Origin of the sequence: Actinoplanes sp. NPDC023801, from assembly GCF_040639655.1 — a bacterium.
Taxonomy (GTDB): Bacteria; Actinomycetota; Actinomycetes; order Mycobacteriales; family Micromonosporaceae; genus Actinoplanes.
Genome location: NZ_JBFAAI010000024.1, coordinates 111,583 through 129,358 on the forward strand (window position 1 = coordinate 111,583; position 17,776 = coordinate 129,358).

Consider the following 17,776-nt stretch of genomic DNA (forward strand, 5'->3'; position numbering starts at 1 on the left):
GGCATGGCGGCACCCGCGATCGCCGACCTCGCCGCCGCACACCGGCTCAGGGTGCACGAGCTGGCCACCGAGAGCGCCAGCCTCGAACAGCTATTCCTTCACGTGACCAGTGACGAGACGCATCTGACCAGCGACGGGGCGGGCACATGAAGAACCTGATCAAGGCAGAGATCCGCCGGCTCCTCGCCACCCGCATGTGGGGTGGCCTGCTGCTCGCCGCGATCCTGATCGGCGGCGGCCTGATGGGTGCGATGGCGATCGTCGGGCCGGAGAACTTCCACCCGCCCATGCCGGGGCTGGACACCGAGACCGGTGTCCGCGCCGTCCTCGGCATTCTCGGCTACACCGCCTTCGTCCCGGCCGCCGCCGGCGCCCTCGCCATGAAGTCCGAGTACCGGCACGGCACCGCCGCCGTCACGTTCCTGTTCGCGCCCCGCCGCGGGCAGGTCCTCGCGGCCAAGCTGGCCACCTACGGCGCCGCCGGACTGGCCTACGGGATGCTGCTGGCCGGGACCGCCGCCGCGGCCCTGTTCGCCGTCACCGCCGCTCGCGGTATGGACCTCGGGCTCCCGGCCGGCACCGTGCTCGTGCTGCTCGCCCGGATCGGCCTCGCCATGGTCGTCTACCTGCTGATCGGGGTCGGCATGGGCGCCCTGCTGCGCAACCAGGTCGCCGCCCTGTGCGTCGTGATCGGCTACCTGTACATGGGTGAGCCGCTGCTCATGATGATCCCCGGCGTGAACGTCCTCTATCCGGTCCTGCCGGGCGGGGCCACCGCCGCCCTCACGGATTTCACCTATCTCGCGGACGCCGTGTCCCGGGAACTCGGTACCACGGCGGTCAGTCTTCTGCCGCCGGCGGCCGGTGCACTGCTGCTCCTCGGGTACGCGCTGGCCGCCGCCCTGGTCGCCGTCGTCCTGCCGATGCGCCGCGACGTGACCTGACCGGCCGGGGCCTGCTGGACCTGACCGGCCGGGGCCGGTGGACATGACCGGGCCGGGGCCCGGTGGTCGCACACCGGGCCCCGTGGGCCGTGGGAGCGGATCTACCCGGCCCGGGCGATGCAGATGCGCGCGTTCAGACGGGCGCCGGCCTCGTAGAACATGTATTCCACTCCCCCGTCGGTGCCGAACGACGGCGCCGCCACCCGGCCGTTGTCGGACGCCACGGGGGTGTGGAACGCGCCGAGGTGGACCTCCCGGTCGAAGCTGTTGCCGACCTCGGTGATCCGCATCCGGCCGTCGTTGCCGTGGTACGCGACGTACGTGGTGCCGTTGCGCACGACCACGTGCGGCCCCGAGATGTCGGTGAGTCCGTCCCCGGCCGGGTTGATCAGCGGTGTCTGAGCGAACTGCCACTGGTCCCAGCCGTTCGGTGACCAGCCGTGATAGATGTGCCGCTTCCCGTTGAGCACGCCCATGTAGACCATCACGTAGCGGCCGCTGTGCGCGAACACGCGGGCGTACGAGGTCTCGGTCAGGCCGGGCACGAGCCGGGTGCTCAGGATCGGTGTCTCGTCACGGAAGGTGAGCCCGTCCGAGGACCGCGCGACCCGGGTCGTGGTGTTCTCACCGTGGTAGTAGAGGTAGAACTGCCGGGCCGACGGGATCCAGGTCACGTGCGGCGACGACACGTGCGACACGGTCGTGCTGGGCAGCACGTTGTCGATCACCGGGTTGCCGGTGTACTCGGTGAACGGGCCGGCCAGCGAGTTCGCGTAGGCTACGCAGATGCCGCCGGGCTTCTCGTGCGGCGCGTAGTACAGGTAGTAACGCCCGCGAGCGCCGCTGATCTTGTCGTAGACGCCGCGGATGCACGGGAAGATGAACTCGCCGGTCGGGTTGTACCGCAGCGGCATGGTGAGCGCGTCGCGCAGGTAGGTGTAGGTGGGCATGCCGGCCGGTCCAGCGGCCTGCGCCGCGCGGGGTGACACGAACAGGCCGGCGGCACCGGTCACGGCGGCGCCTTTGATCAGGGAGCGTCGATTCACGATCCAACCCCTTTGCGGGTATGGATGACCGGCGCCGTTCCACGGTGGAGCGGATCGGCGCGGCCGATGGCGAGGACACCTCGGATGCATCGAAGTTTCGTCATCGTGAACTGACCTGGTCAAGGTGCTAATACCTATTACTCCTGGGCTTTCCTTGACGGCCGCCGATCCGGTGCCCCACGATCTCCCCAGTTTGTTAATGCGTATTACCGGCGTAACAGAGGGGACCCGCAACGGTGTCGTCAAGCAACAGGCGGGTGACTCAACAGGACATCGCCCGGATGACCGGCGTCAGCCAGACCACGGTCTCGATGGTGCTCAACGAACGTGAGGACGCCGCCCGGATCGCTCCGGAGACCCGCGAACGGGTTCTCGCGGCGATCCGCCGGACCGGCTACGTGGCCGACCCGATCGCACGCCGGCTGGCGGCGCAACGCAACCGCTTCCTGGGCGTCTTCACCTACGAGCCGGTGTTCCCGGCCGGGCTCGGCGACTTCTACCACCCGTTCCTCGTCGGGATCGAGGAGTGCGCCGAGAGCATCGGCTGCGACCTGCTGCTGTTCACCAGCGCGCCGGTCGTGGACGGGCGGCGGCGGATCTTCCACTCCGACAACCGGTTGCGGCTGGCCGACGGCTGCATCCTGCTGGGTCGCTGGCTCGATCCGGAGGAGTTGTCCCGGCTGATCGCCGAGGGGCAGCCGTTCGTCAGCGTGGGCCGCCGCGACGACGCGGGCGGGCCGGTGCCGTACGTGGGCGCCGACTATCCGGCGGCCACCGCGGCGCTGGTCCGGCAGGCCGTCGAGCTGGGCCACCGGCGGCTCGCCTACGTGGGCGAGGGTGCGGGCGCCGAGTCGCACGCCGACCGGTTGCGCGGCTTCACCACGGCGGCCGGGGAAGCCGGCGTCACCGCGGTCCATGTGCGCTTCACCGACCCGGTAGCGGTCCTGGACGAATTGTCGAAACGGCAGGTCACGGCCATTTTCGTGGAAGAGTTCGCGGACGGGGCGGTGCTGGCCGAGGAGGCCGGGCGCCGTGCTCTGCGCGTACCGGATGATGTCTCCTTCCTGGCCCTCGGGGATCCGACCCGGCCGGCCAGCACCGATCTGGAGTTCACCGGATTCCGGATCCCGCGACGGGAGATGGGCTGGCAGGCCGTCGAGGTGCTGTCGGCGATCCTCGACGGAACCATCCGGCACGGGGAAGGCGGCGAGCTTCAGCGTCTGCTGCCGTGCGAACCGGTGGCCGGGGCGACGCTGGCGGTGGCCCGTGCGTGAGAAGCATGCCGACGTCCTGGTGATCGGTGGCGGTCTCGGCGGGGTGGCGGCGGCGCTTGCCGCGCTGCGGGCCGGGCGGACCGTGTTGCTGACCGAGGAGCACGCGTGGCTCGGCGGACAGTTGACCAGCCAGGCCGTGCCACCCGACGAGCACAGCTGGGTGGAACGGTTCGGGGTCACCGCGAGCTACCGGGCGCTGCGCGACGGGATCCGGGACTACTACCGCGCCCACTACCCGCTGACCGATCGGGCCCGCCGCACCCGCGACCTCAACCCGGGCGCCGGGCACGTCAGCCGGCTCTGCCACGAGCCGCGGGTGGCCGTGGCGGTCATCGAGGCGATGCTCGCGCCCTACCGCGGGTCGGGGCGGCTCACCGTGCTGCAGCCGGCCGTGCCGGTGGCCGCGGACACCGACGGCGACCGGGTCACCGCGGTGACCGTTGGTCACCTCGGCGACGAGATCGTGCTGACCGCGCCGTACGTTCTGGACGCCACCGAGACCGGCGACCTGCTACCGATGACCGGAACCGAATACGTGACCGGCGCCGAGTCGCGGGCCGAAACCGGGGAACCGAACGCGCCGGAGATCGGCGACCCGGCGAACATGCAGGCGCTGTCGGTGTGCTTCGCGATCGACCACGTCGACGGCGACCACACCGTCGACCGGCCGGCCCGCTACGACTTCTGGCGCTCGTACCAGCCGTCGTTCTGGGGTGCGCCGATGCTGTCCTGGCAGACTCCGAACCCGCGCACGCTGCAGATCTCCACCCGGTCGTTCACCCCCAATCCGGACGACGACCCGTGGCTGGTCAACGCCGACCAGCGGGTCAACCCGGGTGACGGCAACCTGTGGACGTTCCGGCGGATCGCCGCGCGGCGCAACTTCACCGGTGGTCTCTACCCGAGTGACATCTGCCTGGTGAACTGGCCGATGATCGACTACTTCGAGCAGCCGTACGCCGGCGCGCCCGACCCGACGGCCGTCGAACGCGCCGCCCGGGAACTGTCCTTCTCGGTGCTGTACTGGCTGCAGACCGAGGCACCCCGCTCGGACGGTGGCACCGGCTGGCCCGGCCTGCGGCTGCGCGGTGACGTCACCGGCGGTGCGGACGGCCTCGCGATGGCACCGTACGTCCGCGAGTCCCGCCGGATCCGCGCCGAGTACACCGTCGTCGAGCAGGACCTGTCACTGGAGATCCGCGGGGACAAGGGCGCCGCGTCGTACGCCGACTCGGTCGGGGTCGGCATGTACCGCATCGACCTGCACCCGTCGACCGGCGGTGACAACTACATCGACGTCGCCTCGTGCCCGTTCGAGATCCCGCTCGGCGCGCTGATCCCGCAGCGGGTGGAGAACCTGCTCCCGGCCGGCAAGAACATCGGCACCACGCACATCACCAACGGCTCGTACCGGCTGCACCCGGTGGAGTGGAACGCCGGCGAGGTGGCCGGGGCGCTCGCCGCCTTCTGCCTGGGCCGCGGCGTGTCCCCGCGAGCCGTCCGTAACACCCCTGACCTGCTCTCCGAGTTCCAGAACCACCTGAGCGCCGACGGTGTCGAGCTGCGCTGGCCCGACATCGGCGGTTACTGAGAGGAGAACCTTGATGCGCAGAACCCTTGCCGCGATATCCGTCTGTGCCCTGCTCGGCCCGCTGACCGCCTGTGGCGGTGAGGAGTCCCCGGCGGGCGGGCCGGTCACGCTGCGGATGACCACCTGGTCGGCGAACCCGGCCCACGTCGAACTGTTCAACTCGATCGCCGCCGACTACTCCAAGACCAACCCGGACGTCAGCGTCACCTTCGAGGCGCTGCCGCTGGAGAACTACACCACCACGGTGACCACGCAGATCGCCGGCGGGAACCCGCCCGACATCGCGTGGATCCTGGAGGGCGCCGCACCCGACTTCGTCGCCTCCGGGGCGCTCACCCCGCTCGACGACAGCATCGAGAACACTGCCGACCTCGCCCCGGCCGCCACCGCGCTGTGGAGGAAGGACGGCAAGCTGATGGGCTACCCGTTCTCGACCTCACCGTTCGGCGTGTTCGTCAACACCGACCTGCTGAAGCAGGCCGGGCAGACCCTGCCCGAGGGCGGCAAGTGGACCTGGGACAGCGCGGTCGCCGCCGCCTCGGCCACCGCTACCAAGACCGGCAAGCAGGGCCTGGTGATCCGCGACTTCGACTACAAGGAGTGGAGCAACCTGGCCACCGTGTTCCGTGGCTGGGGCGCCGACGCCTGGACCGCGGACGGCAAGACGTGCGGCTTCGACCAGCAGCCGATGGTCGACGCGATGTCCTTCCTGCACAAGGCGATCTTCACCGACAAGGCGCTGCCGGCACCCGGCGTGGCCGCCGACTTCTTCGCCGGTGAGTCGGCCATGACGATCGCCCAGATCTCCCGGGCGTCGCTGCTCAAGGACGCGAAGTTCGGCTGGACCCTGGTGCCGCTGCCGGCCGGGCCGTCCGGTGCGTACTCGGTGATCGGGCAGGGTGGTCTCGGGGTGCTCAAGAAGGGTAAGAACGCCGAGGCGGCGAGCGGTTTCGTCAAGTTCTTCACCAGCCCGGCCAACTCCGGGAAGCTCGCTCAGTTCTTCCCGCCGCCGCGGCAGTCGCAGCTGAACGCCACCACCCTGGCCAAGGCCAACCCGCTGCTCAAGCCGGAACAGTTGCAGGACGTGGTGATCGACGGCATCGCCACCGGCGTGGTGAAGCCGAGCCACACCGGCAGCGCCGAGATCAGCCAGGCGGTACGGTCCGCGCTCGACCCGATGTGGAAGCCGGACGCCGACGTACCCGGCGTGCTGCGCGGTGTCTGCACCGCGATCCAGCCGCTGCTCGCCAAGTGACCCTGCTGCAGGACCGGGCCGTCACGGCCCGGTCCGCCCCCGGCCGCCCGTCGTTCTGGACCACCCGCCGGCGTGACCAGCTCACCGGGTACCTGTTCATCACGCCGGCCCTGCTCGGCGCGGTCGTCTTCGTCTTCCTGCCGCTCGTGCTGGTCGTCTGGTACAGCCTGCACGAGTGGAACGTGCTTGCCGACACGTTCGACTTCGTCGGTTCGGAGAACTACCGCAAGCTGGCCGAGGACCCGAACGTGCCGGCGGTGCTCCGGGCCACCGGCCTGTTCTCGGTGGGTCTGGTCGTACTCAATCTCGGTCTGGCCCTGTCGCTCGCCGTTCTGCTCAACCAGAAATTGCGCGGCACCACCGTGTTCCGGGTGCTGTTCTTCTCGCCCGTCGTGGTGTCGCTGCTGGCCTGGACGATCGTGTGGGGTTTCCTGCTGCAGGACAACGGTGGTGTCAACGGCCTGCTCTCGCTGTTCGGGATCGACGGCCCCAACTGGCTGCGGTCCGGCGGCACGGCGATGGCCTCGGTCGTCGTCGTGCAGGTCTTCAAGAACGTCGGCCTCAACATGGTGCTGTTCCTGGCCGCGCTGCAGGGCGTACCGCAGGAGCTCTACGAGGCGGCCCGCACCGACGGCGCCGGGCCGTGGACGGTCTTCCGGCGGATCACGCTGCCGCTGATCAGCCCGACCATCCTGCTCACCTCGATCATCACGGTGGTCGGGTCACTGCAGGTGTTCGCGCAGATCAATGTGCTCACCCAGGGCGGTCCGGGCACCTCGACCACGGTGCTCGTCTACTACCTGTACCAGCAGGCGTTCCAGTTCCACGCCTTCGGTTACGGCTCCACCCTGTCGGTCCTGCTGTTCCTCATCGTGCTGGCACTGACCGTGCTCCAGTGGCAGATGCGCAAGAGGTGGGTCTTCCATGAGTCTTAGAACCCGAATCTTCCTGTACGGGCTGCTGCTCGTGCTGTGCGTGCCGTTCGTCTTCCCCACCTGGTGGATGATCACCAGCTCGTTCAAGCCGAACGCTTCGATCTTCGTGTTCGACTTCGCGCCGAGCACCTGGTCGCTGGAGCCGTGGCGGCAGGTGTTCACCATGCAGCCGTTCGCCCAGCAGTACTTCAACAGCGCCTACATCGCCGTGATCGTCACGCTCGGCACCCTCGTCGTGGCGTCGATGGCCGGGTACGCCTTCGCCCGGATCCGCTTCCGCGGGCAGAACGCGCTGTTCCTGTTCGTGCTCACCGGCCTGCTCGTTCCGAGCGAGGTGACGATCGTGCCGCTGTTCCGGATGTTCAACAGTCTCGGCATGGTCGACACCCACTGGCCGCTCATCCTGGTCCCGATGCTGGGACCGCCGAGCGTGCTGGCGACGTTCATCATGCGGCAGTTCTTCATCACGCTGCCGGGTGAGCTGGAGGAGGCCGCCCGGATCGACGGCCTGGGCCGTCCGGCGATCTTCCGGAGGATCGCGCTGCCACTGGCGCGGCCCGCACTGGGAGCCGTCGCGATCTTCACATTCCTGCACAGCTGGAACCTGTACCTGGAGCCGGTCGTATACATCTCGTCGCAGACGAAATACACGCTGCCGCAGGCGCTCACCCAGTTCACCGACGCATACCAGGGACAACTGTGGAACGTGCAGCTGTCGGCGGCGTCGATGACGGCGATCCCGGTGCTGATCGTCTTCGTGATCGCCCAGCGGCAGTTCATCGAGGGCCTGGCCCATACCGGGCTGAAGGGCTGAACGGGATCGTGTGCCCGGGGCTGTCCGGCCCCGGGCACACGCGCCGTCAGTCGGTGACCGTACCGTCGATCACCGGACCGGTGACCGGGTCACCGAAGTCGGCCGGGTAGATCTCCGTCGCGAACCGGACGTGCTCGGTGCCCTCGGCCGCACCGTCGGTGATCGTCGGCACCGTGAGCTGGACCGAGGTGGTACCCGGTTCGATGACCAGGAACGGCTGCAGGCTGGTGCCGGACAGCGGCCGGGACGGCTCGGGGCTCTCGAACGCGTTCTCCTCGTACCAGGCCGGGTCGACGTCGGTCGACGACAGCTCCGGCCCGGCAGGCGGCGCCTGCGGCGTGAACAGCAGATAGAGGTAGTCGTCCGCAGGCGCGGACAGGGTGGCCGTCCACACCACCGCGGAACCCTCGGCGGCGGTCGCCGGGGCCGGCGTGAAGGTGATCGCCGGCATCGGGTCGTCCTCGTTCACGTCGACGCCACCGTCGTAGTCGCCCACGACCGCGTTGCGAACCGCCTTGGCAGCCAGCGGATACCGCCGGTCACCACCGAACGTGGTGTTGCCGACGACCGAGATCGGCACCTCGATCCTCGAGGCGCCCGGCGCGACGTCGGCCACCCACGAGTTCACGTCCCCGGTCCGCACGTCGGCCAGGAACAGCCGGACGGCGGCCCGCTGACGGCCGCTCACCGACACCGGCACCGAGTAGGTGGCGGTGCCCGAGTCGCCCTCCTCGACGGCCAGGTTGCCGACGTCGACGCGGGAGAGCGGCGCCGGCCGCGGCGCGGGCGTACCGGGACGCCAGCCCCAGGCGTCGATCAGCCACGCCGGGCCCTCACTGCGCGGGGTGATGTCGAGCTGTGACACCGCCCGTACGCCACGCGGCAGGGTGAGCCGCACCTCCTGGCCCCAGTACGAGGTGGTGTAGTCGGTGCCGGGCACGCCGCTGATCGTGGCGGTGCCGAGCTCGGTCCGCTTGCCGCGGTCGTCGGTGACGGCGACGCCGAACGAGGTGGCCGGTGCGTTCGGCGGCACGACCAGGCGCAACGCCAGAGCCTGGGAACCGGCCACCGGCACCGCGCGGGCCGGCTTCAGCGTGGCGGTCGCGGTGCCGTCCAGCGCGACCGCGTACCGGCCGGGCTCGGGCACCGTGAACGGCACGAAGTGCGGCGACGGGCTGCTGAACGCCTCCGTCACCAGGCAGGCGTCCTCGGGCCGGGCCGCGACCTGCTCACAGAGCCGGGCGTTGCCCACGGTCAGGGCCTTGTCCGGGATGATCACGCGAGTGCGGTTGCCGCCGAGCGCGTGGGTCAGCACCGTGGCCGGGCCGGCCGACGGCGCCCGCACACCGGAACCGTCGAGCAACGGCCGGACCCGGTCGTCGCCACCGACGAACAGGTGTGCCGCCGCCGCCAGATAGGTCGCTCCGGCGGTCTGCTGCTGCTGCGGGGTGAGCCGGGCCGGGGCCACTCCGGGCGTGCACAGCGGGTCGTCCTCGCCGGCGAAGTCGTCGAACGCCGGTCCGACGGCCTGTCCCGGCGTCCACTCGGTGTTGAAGTAGTTGTGATTCGCGCCGACCATGTACAGCGCGCTGTGCAGGGCCCGGCCGGAGCTGACTCCGCGCGTGGCGTCGATGTACATCTGGCCCTGCAGGTCCGAGACGTCGCCGTCACAGCCGGGCAGGATCGTCGCCGACGGCACGTCCGGCTGCGGGTTGTGACCGAACACGGTCGGGCCGATGAGGAACAGGCCGCCGATCTTCCAGCGCACCGGGCCCCGATAGTCGTCCTGCGCGGCCGGCGGCGGGTTGAGACTGTCCAGCGCCGCCCGGTTCACGCCCTCGCCACCGCGCGAGTGGCCCATCAGGAACACCTTCGAGAGGTCCGCGCGGGGCGCCGAGCGTACGATCGCCGGAGCCTTGCCCCGTTTGTCGCCGGACCAGTCGGCCCAGAGCGCCAGATGCTTGCGGACCAGCGACGAGCGGGCCTGCGCGCCGCCGTCGTCGTCCGCGCGGTCCTGCGCGTTGACACCGTTGGCCGAGATCGACACGGTGACGTAACCCTGCGACGCCAGCAGCTCCTGCGCCTGCAGGTAGCCGCGGTGGCCGGGCACCGGCTCGGACGGGGCCGGGCACGGCCATTCGAGACTGATCGCCTCCGGGTCGTCGCCGGTGAAACAGGTCCAGTGGCGGCCGTGCAGGAACAGCGCGAGCGGCCGCTTGCCGGGCGCGTTCTTCGGCGCCACCACGACGCCCTGCATCTCGACCGGCTGCGGGTAGGTCGACAGCTTCACGCCGGGCAGCGAGTACTCGCCGGTCGTCGTCGCGTACGGGCCCTTCACGCCCGGGTCGGTCCCGTGCGCCGGCAGGACCGGGGCGGTGGCCGGAGCGGTTTTCGCCCGGCGCTGCGCACGCGCCGGTGCCGCCGCGTCGACCCGCTTACCGCCGATCCGGACCTGCAGATCCGCCGGGCGGCCCGGGAGACCGTCCTTGAGGACGAACGTCCGCAGATCGTCGGTGCTGTCGGCGCGGCCGAGAAGCCGGTTGCCGGACCAGAACTCCACCGCGGCATCGCCCGGCGGGATCGGGCGCTCACTGGTCCAGGTGAGACTCCGCTCGTCGGCCGACCAGCCGGGCGGAAGCGTGCTGGGGCTGGGTTCCGACGGCACCGCCCCCGCGGGCACCGCCGATCCGAGCAGAAGTGTGCTCGCCGCCATCACGGCGACCAAGATTCTTCGCATGGAGCCCGTTCTAGCGGGTCCATGCAAATATTTAGATAGACTTTGAAGCGGTTGGCACGCTTACCACACGGAATCGCTTCGCCAGGACCTCGGTGTCGTCATCGACGGTGAAGTCGGGATCGCCCAGTTCGCCCCGAACTTCGGCGCTGTGCCACATCTCTTCGTGACCCGCCCGCCACTGCGCCACCGACTCATCTCCCTCGCCCTCGTCGAGGACGTGCTGAAGATCCATGTCGGCGAGTCGCACGACGCGCACATCGGTCAGCTCGATCGTCGCCACGGGCACCTCGTGGGAGTCGACGACCACGAGTCGCTGGCCTGCCTCGGGCGGGGACTCCCCCTCGGCCGCATATCCCAGCATCAGCGCCGACGTGGTCGTCTTGGCGCCGGACAGCACCGCGGCGACCAACCGGTCGCGCAACGGCCCGGGAAACCCGAACTCCATCCGGGGAAGCTCATGATCAGTCATCCCGCGACCGTACCGCCGGTGACCGTTCCGGCCCTCAGCATTCTCGGCCGCGCAGGTTCAGCCGGACTGCAGCGGGAGGACGAAGCGGCGCGAATCCTCGCGGCTGTCGGTGAATCCCAGGCTCTCGTAGAACAGATGGGCCGGGTAGCGGTGGCTGCTGCTGTTCACCTCGATGAACAGGCAGCCGGCGGACCTTGCCCGGTCCTCGGCCGCGCCGATCAGCATGCGGCCCGCTCCCCTGCCCCGGGCCGCCTCGTCGACGACCAGGGCGGCCAGACGGCCGAACTTGCCGGTCACCTCCAGCAGCGGGGTCACGTGCAGTGCGGCCATGCCGACCAGGGCTCCGTCGTCGTCGGCGCCGAGCAGGGCGCTCGCCCGGTCGCCCAGCCAGTAGTCCAGGCGCTGGCGGACCTCCCGCTCGGTGGACGGGAAACCCAGCTGTTCGAGCAGGACGGCCAGGCGCGCCGCGTCACCGTGGTGGATGGGCCGGATGTGCATCCCCAGACGGTAGACCGTCCCCGTCGCCGGCACCGGGTCAGCGTGCGTCTTTCTGATCACCGGCGACGGTCCGTGGCCACCAGTCGTCCGGGCCGGTATCCCGGATCTCGGCGAGCAGTGCGCGGCCGGCCTCGGTCGTGACCGACCCGGCGAGGTAGTCGATCCAGCGTTCCTGCAACTCGGGACGGTCGGCCAGACTCTCCCGGACGTGCAGCACCGAGTCGAGCGCGTCGGCGTCGCGGGCGATGCGTGCCTCGACGGTGTCCTGGCCGAGCCATTGGGCGGCCCGGTCGCGGATCATGTCGCGGGCGGCCGCGGGCAGGGCCGCGGTCTGGTCGTCGATCACCCGCCGGAACGGTTTCGGCTCGTCGAGGTACCGGCGTGTCAGGTGGTGCATGTCGCCGAGCCGCGCTTCCGGGAGGTCGTGCAGCAGGGCGAGTGCCGCCGCCCGGTCGGGATCGGCGCCGGCCGTCGCGGCGAGTGTCATCGCGATCAGCGCGGTGCGGAACGAGTGGTCGGCCACGGACTCCCGGTTCGCCATCCGGGCCAGCGGCCAGCCGCTGCGTTCCGTCCGTTTCAGTACGCCCGCCTCGTACAGGAAGTCGGCGGTGCCGGCCTCGTCAGGCATGGCCGGTCACCTCGCCGGGGGGCCGGGCGGTCCGGGTGCCATGGCTTCTCCGGCGGGGCGGCACCGTCATCCGATGCCGATCGGGAGCTCCGCGAAACCGCGCAGCACCAGCCGGTCGCGCAGTTTCGGCTCGCCGGCCAGGGCGATGCCCGGCAGCATGGTCAGCAGCAGCGGGAAGGCGACCTGTGCCTCCAGCCGGGCCAGTGGCGCCCCGAGACAGTAGTGGGCGCCGCCGCCGAACGAGACCGGCTGGACGGCGGGCCGGTCCGGGTCGAATCGGTGCGGGTCGGGATAGCGTTCCGGGTCGCGGTTGGCGGCACCGAGCAGCAGGTTGATGTCGGCGCCGGTCGGCAGGTACAGCCCGTCGCCGAGGTCGAGCGGCTCGGCGGCGTAGCGGGCGGCGAACTGGACCGGCGAGTCGTAACGCAGGATCTCCTCGACGAAGGCGGGCGCCAGCTCCGGGTCGGTGCGGAGCCGGAGGGCCTGATCGGGGTGGTCGAGCAGCACCTTCAGGCCGGTGCCGAGCAGGTTGGTGGTCGTCTCGAAGCCGGCGACCAGCAGCAGCACCAGGTTGGACAGCAGTTCGGCCCCGGTCAGACCGGAACCTTCGGCGGCCAGGGCGCTGGTCAGGTCCTCCCGCGGTGCCCGCCGGCGTTCGGCGATCAGGCCGATGAAGTAGTCCTCCAGTTCGCGGCCGGCCACGTCGGCCCGCCGCATCTCGTCCTCGGTGCTGATCGGTTCCAGGACCACGGTGAGGTCGGCGGCTCGCGCCCGGAACCAGGGCTGGTCGGCGTCGGGGACGCCGAGCAGGGCGCAGATCACCGCGATCGGCAGCGGGTAGGCGAACGCGCTCACGAAATCGGCGCGCTCCGGCATCGCCTCGATGAGATCCACGACCCGCTCGGCGATCACGTCGCGCAGCGCGGCCACCCGGCGGGCGGTGAAGGTGGCGGCCGCGGCACGCCGCATCCGGGTGTGGTCGGGTGGGTTGCTGAACAGCATCGACTGGACGATCGAGGCGACGCCCCGGTTCTCCCGCCAGTCCGGCCAGACGCTGTCGTAGACGGCGGCGTCAGCGACGCGGACGGCCGGGTCCCGGAGCAACCGGCTGGTCAGGGCATGGGTGGTGACGAACCAGCGCCCGTCGAGGGCCGCGAAGATCGGCGCGTGGGCACGCAGGACCTCATAGGCGGGGTACGGATCGCGGCGTCCCTCCGGCGCGAACAGTGATTCCAGCGCGGTGTGGAAATCCATCCGGCTCCGATCTCTGCGAACCGGCCAATCATGGTGATACGGCCGGGAATGGCACCGCCTACCGGCAGTAATCGGTGGTGACTCAATCGGATGCCACCACCGATTCGAACGTGAGGCGACGCGTCACCCGGCGGACTTGACCGCGATCCGCCCCTCGTCCATCCGCAGCAGGAGCAGTTGCGGGTTCACCTCTTCGAGCCATTCGTCGACGGCCCGTTTGGCGCCGTCCCACCAGCCGTAGTCGTCGAGCAGGAGTACGCCGCCGGGGACGAGCCGCGGCCAGAGGTGGTTCAATTCGTGGCGGGTCGATTCGTACCAGTCGGTGTCCAGGCGCAGGATGCTGATCTGCTCGGGGATGTCGCCCGGGATCGTGTCCTCGACCTTGCCCTTGTAGTAGTGGATCCGCTCGGCCGGGTATGCCGACTGCCCCATGGTGGCCTGCACGTCCTCGAACGAGGCGTACGCCCACACACCGGCGGTCTTCTCGCTGGCGGCGAGCATCTCGGAGGCGGGCCGGCCGTCGTGCCGCTTGTCGTGCTCGGTCGGTTCGCTCATCCCCTCGAACGTGTCGTAGAGGTGCAGGTCACGGCTGGTGTCGCTGTTCTCCAGCAGGGTCTTCGCGACGGCCAGCATGCTGCCGCCGCGCCAGACGCCGCATTCCACGATGTCGCCGGGGATCCGGTGGCGCACCACGTAGCGCACGGCGTAGACGAGCGCGTTGAGCTTCTCGGGTGAGGTCATGGTCCACGGCCGTACCGCGCGGATGATGTTCCGGGCCGCCTCGTCGTAGTCGACCGGGAACTTGATCTCCGGCGGCTTCGGCGGCGCGGCCTCAGCGACGGGCGCGGGCGCCGGTGCCGGCTTGGGCGCGGCCTTGGTCACCGGCCGCTTGACCTTGCGGAACTCATATCCGGTCAGGTTCCGCATCACTCGATTGACACCCTTGCGCATCATCACCGTCCGGAAGCTACAGAGTCCCGCAGGACGTGAATAGATTTCGTGATCAATTTGCGCAACACGCCAAATGCTGCCGTAACTGACATGGCCGCCGTTCCGGACAGCAGTACGGAACCCAGGCCACGACGATACCGCCAACCGTGCAGGTGGGGCGATCACTCTCGACGGCGGGTCGGTCACCGAAACGGCGTCCACCGAGCGGGCAGAAAAGGATATCGCGGTACCACCGGAAAATCCCCGGCCGGGCAGAATGGGCCGGTGAACCCGGCGAGAAAGCGCGTCCTGATCGGTGTCGGTGCCGTCGCCCTGCTGGCGGTCGTAGCCACCGGCACGACCGTCTGGTGGCGGTGGGACACGCAGCGCCAGCCACGGGTCGAGGACGTGGCCGCCGACATGAACACCGCCGTCGCCGACGCGGTCGTCGCGGCCGGACCGGAGGCCGCCGTCGCGGTCAGCCCGGTCGTCGCGGCGGCCGAATGCGAGCTCGGCCCCCTGCGGACCGGCAACGTCTTCACCGGCAAGGCCGACCTCTACACCGACCCCGGCTCCGAGGACGCCCTGATCACCACCATCGAACAGAACATGCCCGATCGGTACGCCGCCCGCCGCGGCCCGGCCGTGGCGGGTGTCCGCCCACTGCAGGCCGGCATCGGCGCCGTCGACCTGTCGGTACGGCGCCTCAGCCCCGGCTGGCTCGCGGTCACCGCCCGCAGCCGGTGCAGCCTCGCCGAGCCCGCCCCGGCGGGAAGCGGCACCCCCGACGCCACCGCGGTTTCCGGGCTGCTGGCCACGCTGGGCACCCGTCCCGCGGGCGTCACCGAGCAGCGGCTGCACTGCACCGCCGGTGACATCGTGACGGTCTCCGCGGTGAGCGAACCGGTCGGCACGGACCGGCTCATCGACCGGCTCGCGGCCTCCGTTCCGGCCGCGGCCCGCCGGTTCGCCGCCCGCGACGCCAACCGGATCACCTATCGCGACGGGTCCGTCTCCGTCGTCATCGCCGCCTCCGGACGGAGCGGCGATCACCGTGCAGCACACGACCCTCTGCTGAACGCCCGGACGAACGGCTCGACCCGGCCCGCCGAGCCCTCGGCGACATGCGACTCACAGACCCCGCCGTGCATAACAGAAAACGCTCAGCAGTTTTGTTCACGTTAATCTGAAGCGTCTTCGGCGAAAAGTGTTACGCAGGCCCTTGCTTCGCAGTCGTCGATCGACTGTGTTCCATTCTGAGCACCCTTGAGCTGGGCTTATGTTTCGAAGAATTCACGGAAAGTAGCCCGCCTTGAAACGCGGATAACCGTCTGGCAATATCACCGAACAGATGTGAGCGTTCCCATTCGCATCGAGCAGGGTCGCCCCCACGCACCCTGATCATCCCCCGAAAGGCAACACCATGACCAATCCCCCATCGGTACGCCGGAGGCTGCGCACACTCCTGCCGGCCGCACTCGCCACAGCCCTCGCCGCCGGCGCCGCCCTGGCCTTCGCGAGCACCTCGGACGCGGCGACCACCCTCGGCGCCTCGGCAGCGGCGAAGAACCGCTATTTCGGCGCCGCCATAGCCGCCGGGAGACTCGGCGACTCCACGTACACCACGATCCTCAAGCGCGAGTTCAACTCGGTCACCGCCGAGAACGAGATGAAGTGGGACGCCACCGAACCGTCCCGCGGCTCGTTCAACTACAGCGTCGGCGACCGGATCCTGGCCCAGGCACAGGCCAACGGGCAGATGGTCCGCGGGCACGCGCTGGCCTGGCACTCGCAGATGCCCGGCTGGGCGCAGCAACTGTCCGGCAGCACCCTGCGCTCGGCGATGCTCAACCACGTCGCCCAGGTCGCGGCCCACTACCGCGGGAAGATCCACTCCTGGGACGTGGTGAACGAGGCGTTCGCCGACGACGGCCGGGGCTCGCGGCGCGACTCCAGCCTGCAGCGCACCGGCAACGACTGGATCGAGGCCGCCTTCCGCGCCGCCCGGACCGCCGACCCCGGCGCCAAGCTCTGCTACAACGACTACAACACCGACGGCATCAACGCGAAGAGCACCGCCGTCTACAACATGGTCGTCGACTTCAAGGCCCGCGGCGTCCCGATCGACTGCGTCGGCTTCCAGTCGCACCTCACCAACAACGCGCCCGCCGACTACCAGGCCAACCTGCAGCGCTTCGCCAACCTGGGCGTCGACGTGCAGATCACCGAGCTCGACATCTCCGGCAGCAACCAGGCCAACGCGTACGCCGCGGTCACCAACGCCTGCCTCGCGGTGTCGCGCTGTACCGGGATCACCGTGTGGGGCATCCGCGACAGCGACTCCTGGCGCACCGGCGCCAACCCGCTGCTGTTCGACGCGAACGGCAACAAGAAGGCCGCCTACACCGCGGTGCTCAACGCCCTCAACGCCGGCGGCAGCACCCCCGACCCGTCCGCGCCGATCGACACGAGCGCCTGGTACGTGCTGGTCAACCGCAACAGCGGCAAGGCCCTCGACGTCTACAACCTGGCCACCAGCGACGGCGCCCGGATCACCCAGTGGGCCCACGGCAACGGCGCCTGGCAGCAGTGGCAGTTCGTGTCCTCCGGCAACGGCCTCTACCGGCTCAAGTCGAAGCACTCCGGCAAGGTCCTCGACGTCCACAACTTCTCGACCGCCGACGGCGGCGCGATCGTGCAGTGGGCCGACGGCAACGGCACCAACCAGCAGTTCAGTCTCCAGACGATCGACGGCTACCTGCAACTGATCAACCGCAACAGCGGCAAGGCCATCGAGGTGCAGGGCGCCTCGACGGCTGACGGCGCCAACATCGTCCAGTACTCCGACTGGAACGGCGCCAACCAGCAGTGGCAGCCCGTCCGGGTCGGCTGAGTCCCCCGTACATCCCCCGAGGTTCAAGGAGAAACACCCCATGACACCAACCCGGACACGCCGGAGGACCTGGCGCACCGCACTGGCCGCGATGGTGATGCTCGCGGGCGGCGGAGCCGTCGCCGTGGTCGCCACCGAGGCGTCCGCCGCGACGATCGACACCAACGCGTCGTACGTGCTGGTGAACCGCCAGAGCGGCAAGGCGCTCGACGTCTACAACCTGGCCACCAACGACGGCGCGCGGATCACCCAGTGGTCGCGTAACGACGGCGCGCAGCAGCAGTGGCAGTTCGTCGACTCCGGCGGCGGCTACTACCGGCTCAAGTCGCGGCACTCGGGCAAGGCGCTGGAGGTCTACAACTTCTCGACCGCCGACGGCGGCTCGATCGTGCAGTGGACCGACAACAACACCACCAACCAGCAGTTCAGCATCCAGGACATCGACGGCTACATCCAGCTGATCAACCGCAACAGCGGCAAGGCCGTCGAGGTGCAGGGCGCGTCCACC

At 69.9% G+C, this 17,776-nt stretch carries 17 protein-coding genes; 10 read left to right on the forward strand and 7 right to left on the reverse strand.

Features of this window, described 5'->3' with window-relative positions; genetic code table 11:
• Window positions 1-3 precede the first annotated feature (3 nt).
• Both AB0G04_RS32870 and AB0G04_RS32875 read left to right on the forward strand, forming a co-directional pair.
• Entirely contained in the window at window positions 4-150 is a 147-nt protein-coding gene (locus tag AB0G04_RS32870; protein WP_360990760.1) for a hypothetical protein, read from the forward strand.
• On the forward strand, window positions 147-944 hold the full coding sequence (locus AB0G04_RS32875) for an ABC transporter permease (RefSeq protein ID WP_360990763.1): 798 nt from the start codon (window positions 147-149) through the stop codon (window positions 942-944). Before AB0G04_RS32870 ends, AB0G04_RS32875 begins: the two co-directional genes overlap by 4 nt.
• Window positions 945-1,045: 101 nt before the next feature.
• On the opposite strand, the gene AB0G04_RS32880 is transcribed toward AB0G04_RS32875, so the two are convergent.
• Complete coding sequence (locus tag AB0G04_RS32880) at window positions 1,046-1,990, reverse strand: hypothetical protein (protein WP_360990765.1); 945 nt, start codon at window positions 1,988-1,990, stop codon at window positions 1,046-1,048.
• Window positions 1,991-2,247: 257 nt separating this feature from the next.
• Between AB0G04_RS32880 and AB0G04_RS32885 the strand changes: the two genes are divergently transcribed.
• The 5 genes from AB0G04_RS32885 to AB0G04_RS32905 are packed head-to-tail and all read left to right on the forward strand — an operon-like array spanning window position 2,248 to window position 7,859.
• Window positions 2,248-3,264, forward strand: a complete 1,017-nt coding sequence (locus AB0G04_RS32885) for a LacI family DNA-binding transcriptional regulator (protein WP_360990768.1) — start codon at window positions 2,248-2,250, stop codon at window positions 3,262-3,264.
• Entirely contained in the window at window positions 3,257-4,855 is a 1,599-nt protein-coding gene (locus AB0G04_RS32890) for an FAD-dependent oxidoreductase (RefSeq protein WP_360990771.1), read from the forward strand. Before AB0G04_RS32885 ends, AB0G04_RS32890 begins: the two co-directional genes overlap by 8 nt.
• 13 nt (window positions 4,856-4,868) lie before the next feature.
• Window positions 4,869-6,110: a sugar ABC transporter substrate-binding protein gene (locus AB0G04_RS32895; RefSeq protein ID WP_360990774.1), complete on the forward strand. Its 1,242-nt coding sequence runs from the start codon at window positions 4,869-4,871 to the stop codon at window positions 6,108-6,110.
• Entirely contained in the window at window positions 6,107-7,045 is a 939-nt protein-coding gene (locus tag AB0G04_RS32900) for a sugar ABC transporter permease (protein ID WP_360990777.1), read from the forward strand. Before AB0G04_RS32895 ends, AB0G04_RS32900 begins: the two co-directional genes overlap by 4 nt.
• Window positions 7,035-7,859: a carbohydrate ABC transporter permease gene (locus tag AB0G04_RS32905; RefSeq protein ID WP_360990780.1), complete on the forward strand. Its 825-nt coding sequence runs from the start codon at window positions 7,035-7,037 to the stop codon at window positions 7,857-7,859. Before AB0G04_RS32900 ends, AB0G04_RS32905 begins: the two co-directional genes overlap by 11 nt.
• 46 nt (window positions 7,860-7,905) lie before the next feature.
• Here the strand turns inward: AB0G04_RS32905 and AB0G04_RS32910 are convergent, their stop codons facing one another.
• The 6 genes from AB0G04_RS32910 to AB0G04_RS32935 form a co-directional block, all read right to left on the reverse strand.
• Window positions 7,906-10,596 carry a hypothetical protein gene (locus AB0G04_RS32910; RefSeq protein WP_360990783.1) on the reverse strand — a complete coding sequence of 897 codons (2,691 nt, stop codon included), beginning with the start codon at window positions 10,594-10,596 and terminating at the stop codon, window positions 7,906-7,908.
• 31 nt (window positions 10,597-10,627) lie between these two features.
• Complete coding sequence (locus AB0G04_RS32915) at window positions 10,628-11,065, reverse strand: ASCH domain-containing protein (protein WP_360990785.1); 438 nt, start codon at window positions 11,063-11,065, stop codon at window positions 10,628-10,630.
• A 57-nt stretch (window positions 11,066-11,122) separates the two neighbouring features.
• Entirely contained in the window at window positions 11,123-11,563 is a 441-nt protein-coding gene (locus tag AB0G04_RS32920; RefSeq protein WP_360990788.1) for a GNAT family N-acetyltransferase, read from the reverse strand.
• 37 nt (window positions 11,564-11,600) lie between these two features.
• Window positions 11,601-12,191, reverse strand: a complete 591-nt coding sequence (locus tag AB0G04_RS32925; RefSeq protein WP_360990790.1) for an HD domain-containing protein — start codon at window positions 12,189-12,191, stop codon at window positions 11,601-11,603.
• 66 nt (window positions 12,192-12,257) lie between these two features.
• A complete protein-coding gene (locus AB0G04_RS32930) occupies window positions 12,258-13,445 on the reverse strand; it encodes a cytochrome P450 (protein ID WP_360990793.1) in 1,188 nt (395 codons plus the stop codon).
• A gap of 123 nt (window positions 13,446-13,568) precedes the next feature.
• On the reverse strand, window positions 13,569-14,372 hold the full coding sequence (locus AB0G04_RS32935; RefSeq protein ID WP_360990796.1) for a TylF/MycF/NovP-related O-methyltransferase: 804 nt from the start codon (window positions 14,370-14,372) through the stop codon (window positions 13,569-13,571).
• Window positions 14,373-14,660: 288 nt separating this feature from the next.
• Here AB0G04_RS32935 and AB0G04_RS32940 point away from each other — a divergent pair, with 288 nt between their 5' ends.
• The 3 genes from AB0G04_RS32940 to AB0G04_RS32950 all read left to right on the forward strand — a co-directional run.
• Window positions 14,661-15,560, forward strand: coding sequence for a hypothetical protein (locus AB0G04_RS32940; protein WP_360990799.1), 900 nt, complete (start codon window positions 14,661-14,663; stop codon window positions 15,558-15,560).
• A gap of 238 nt (window positions 15,561-15,798) precedes the next feature.
• On the forward strand, window positions 15,799-17,268 hold the full coding sequence (locus tag AB0G04_RS32945) for an endo-1,4-beta-xylanase (RefSeq protein WP_360990802.1): 1,470 nt from the start codon (window positions 15,799-15,801) through the stop codon (window positions 17,266-17,268).
• Window positions 17,269-17,308: 40 nt separating this feature from the next.
• The coding region (locus AB0G04_RS32950; RefSeq protein ID WP_360990806.1) for an RICIN domain-containing protein at window positions 17,309-17,776 on the forward strand (468 nt) is incomplete at its 3' end.

Excerpts from the sequence above, each read along its gene's own strand:
- AB0G04_RS32870 (WP_360990760.1), top strand. The coding sequence starts at position 4 with ATGGCGGCACCCGCGATCGCCGACCTCGCCGCCGCACACCGGCTCAGG.
- AB0G04_RS32875 (WP_360990763.1), top strand. The coding sequence starts at position 147 with ATGAAGAACCTGATCAAGGCAGAGATCCGCCGGCTCCTCGCCACCCGC.
- AB0G04_RS32895 (WP_360990774.1), top strand. The coding sequence starts at position 4,869 with ATGCGCAGAACCCTTGCCGCGATATCCGTCTGTGCCCTGCTCGGCCCG.
- AB0G04_RS32905 (WP_360990780.1), top strand. The coding sequence starts at position 7,035 with ATGAGTCTTAGAACCCGAATCTTCCTGTACGGGCTGCTGCTCGTGCTG.
- AB0G04_RS32910 (WP_360990783.1), bottom strand. The coding sequence starts at position 10,596 with ATGCGAAGAATCTTGGTCGCCGTGATGGCGGCGAGCACACTTCTGCTC.
- AB0G04_RS32915 (WP_360990785.1), bottom strand. The coding sequence starts at position 11,065 with ATGACTGATCATGAGCTTCCCCGGATGGAGTTCGGGTTTCCCGGGCCG.
- AB0G04_RS32920 (WP_360990788.1), bottom strand. The coding sequence starts at position 11,563 with ATGCACATCCGGCCCATCCACCACGGTGACGCGGCGCGCCTGGCCGTC.
- AB0G04_RS32925 (WP_360990790.1), bottom strand. The coding sequence starts at position 12,191 with ATGCCTGACGAGGCCGGCACCGCCGACTTCCTGTACGAGGCGGGCGTA.
- AB0G04_RS32930 (WP_360990793.1), bottom strand. The coding sequence starts at position 13,445 with ATGGATTTCCACACCGCGCTGGAATCACTGTTCGCGCCGGAGGGACGC.
- AB0G04_RS32935 (WP_360990796.1), bottom strand. The coding sequence starts at position 14,372 with ATGCGGAACCTGACCGGATATGAGTTCCGCAAGGTCAAGCGGCCGGTG.
- AB0G04_RS32945 (WP_360990802.1), top strand. The coding sequence starts at position 15,799 with ATGACCAATCCCCCATCGGTACGCCGGAGGCTGCGCACACTCCTGCCG.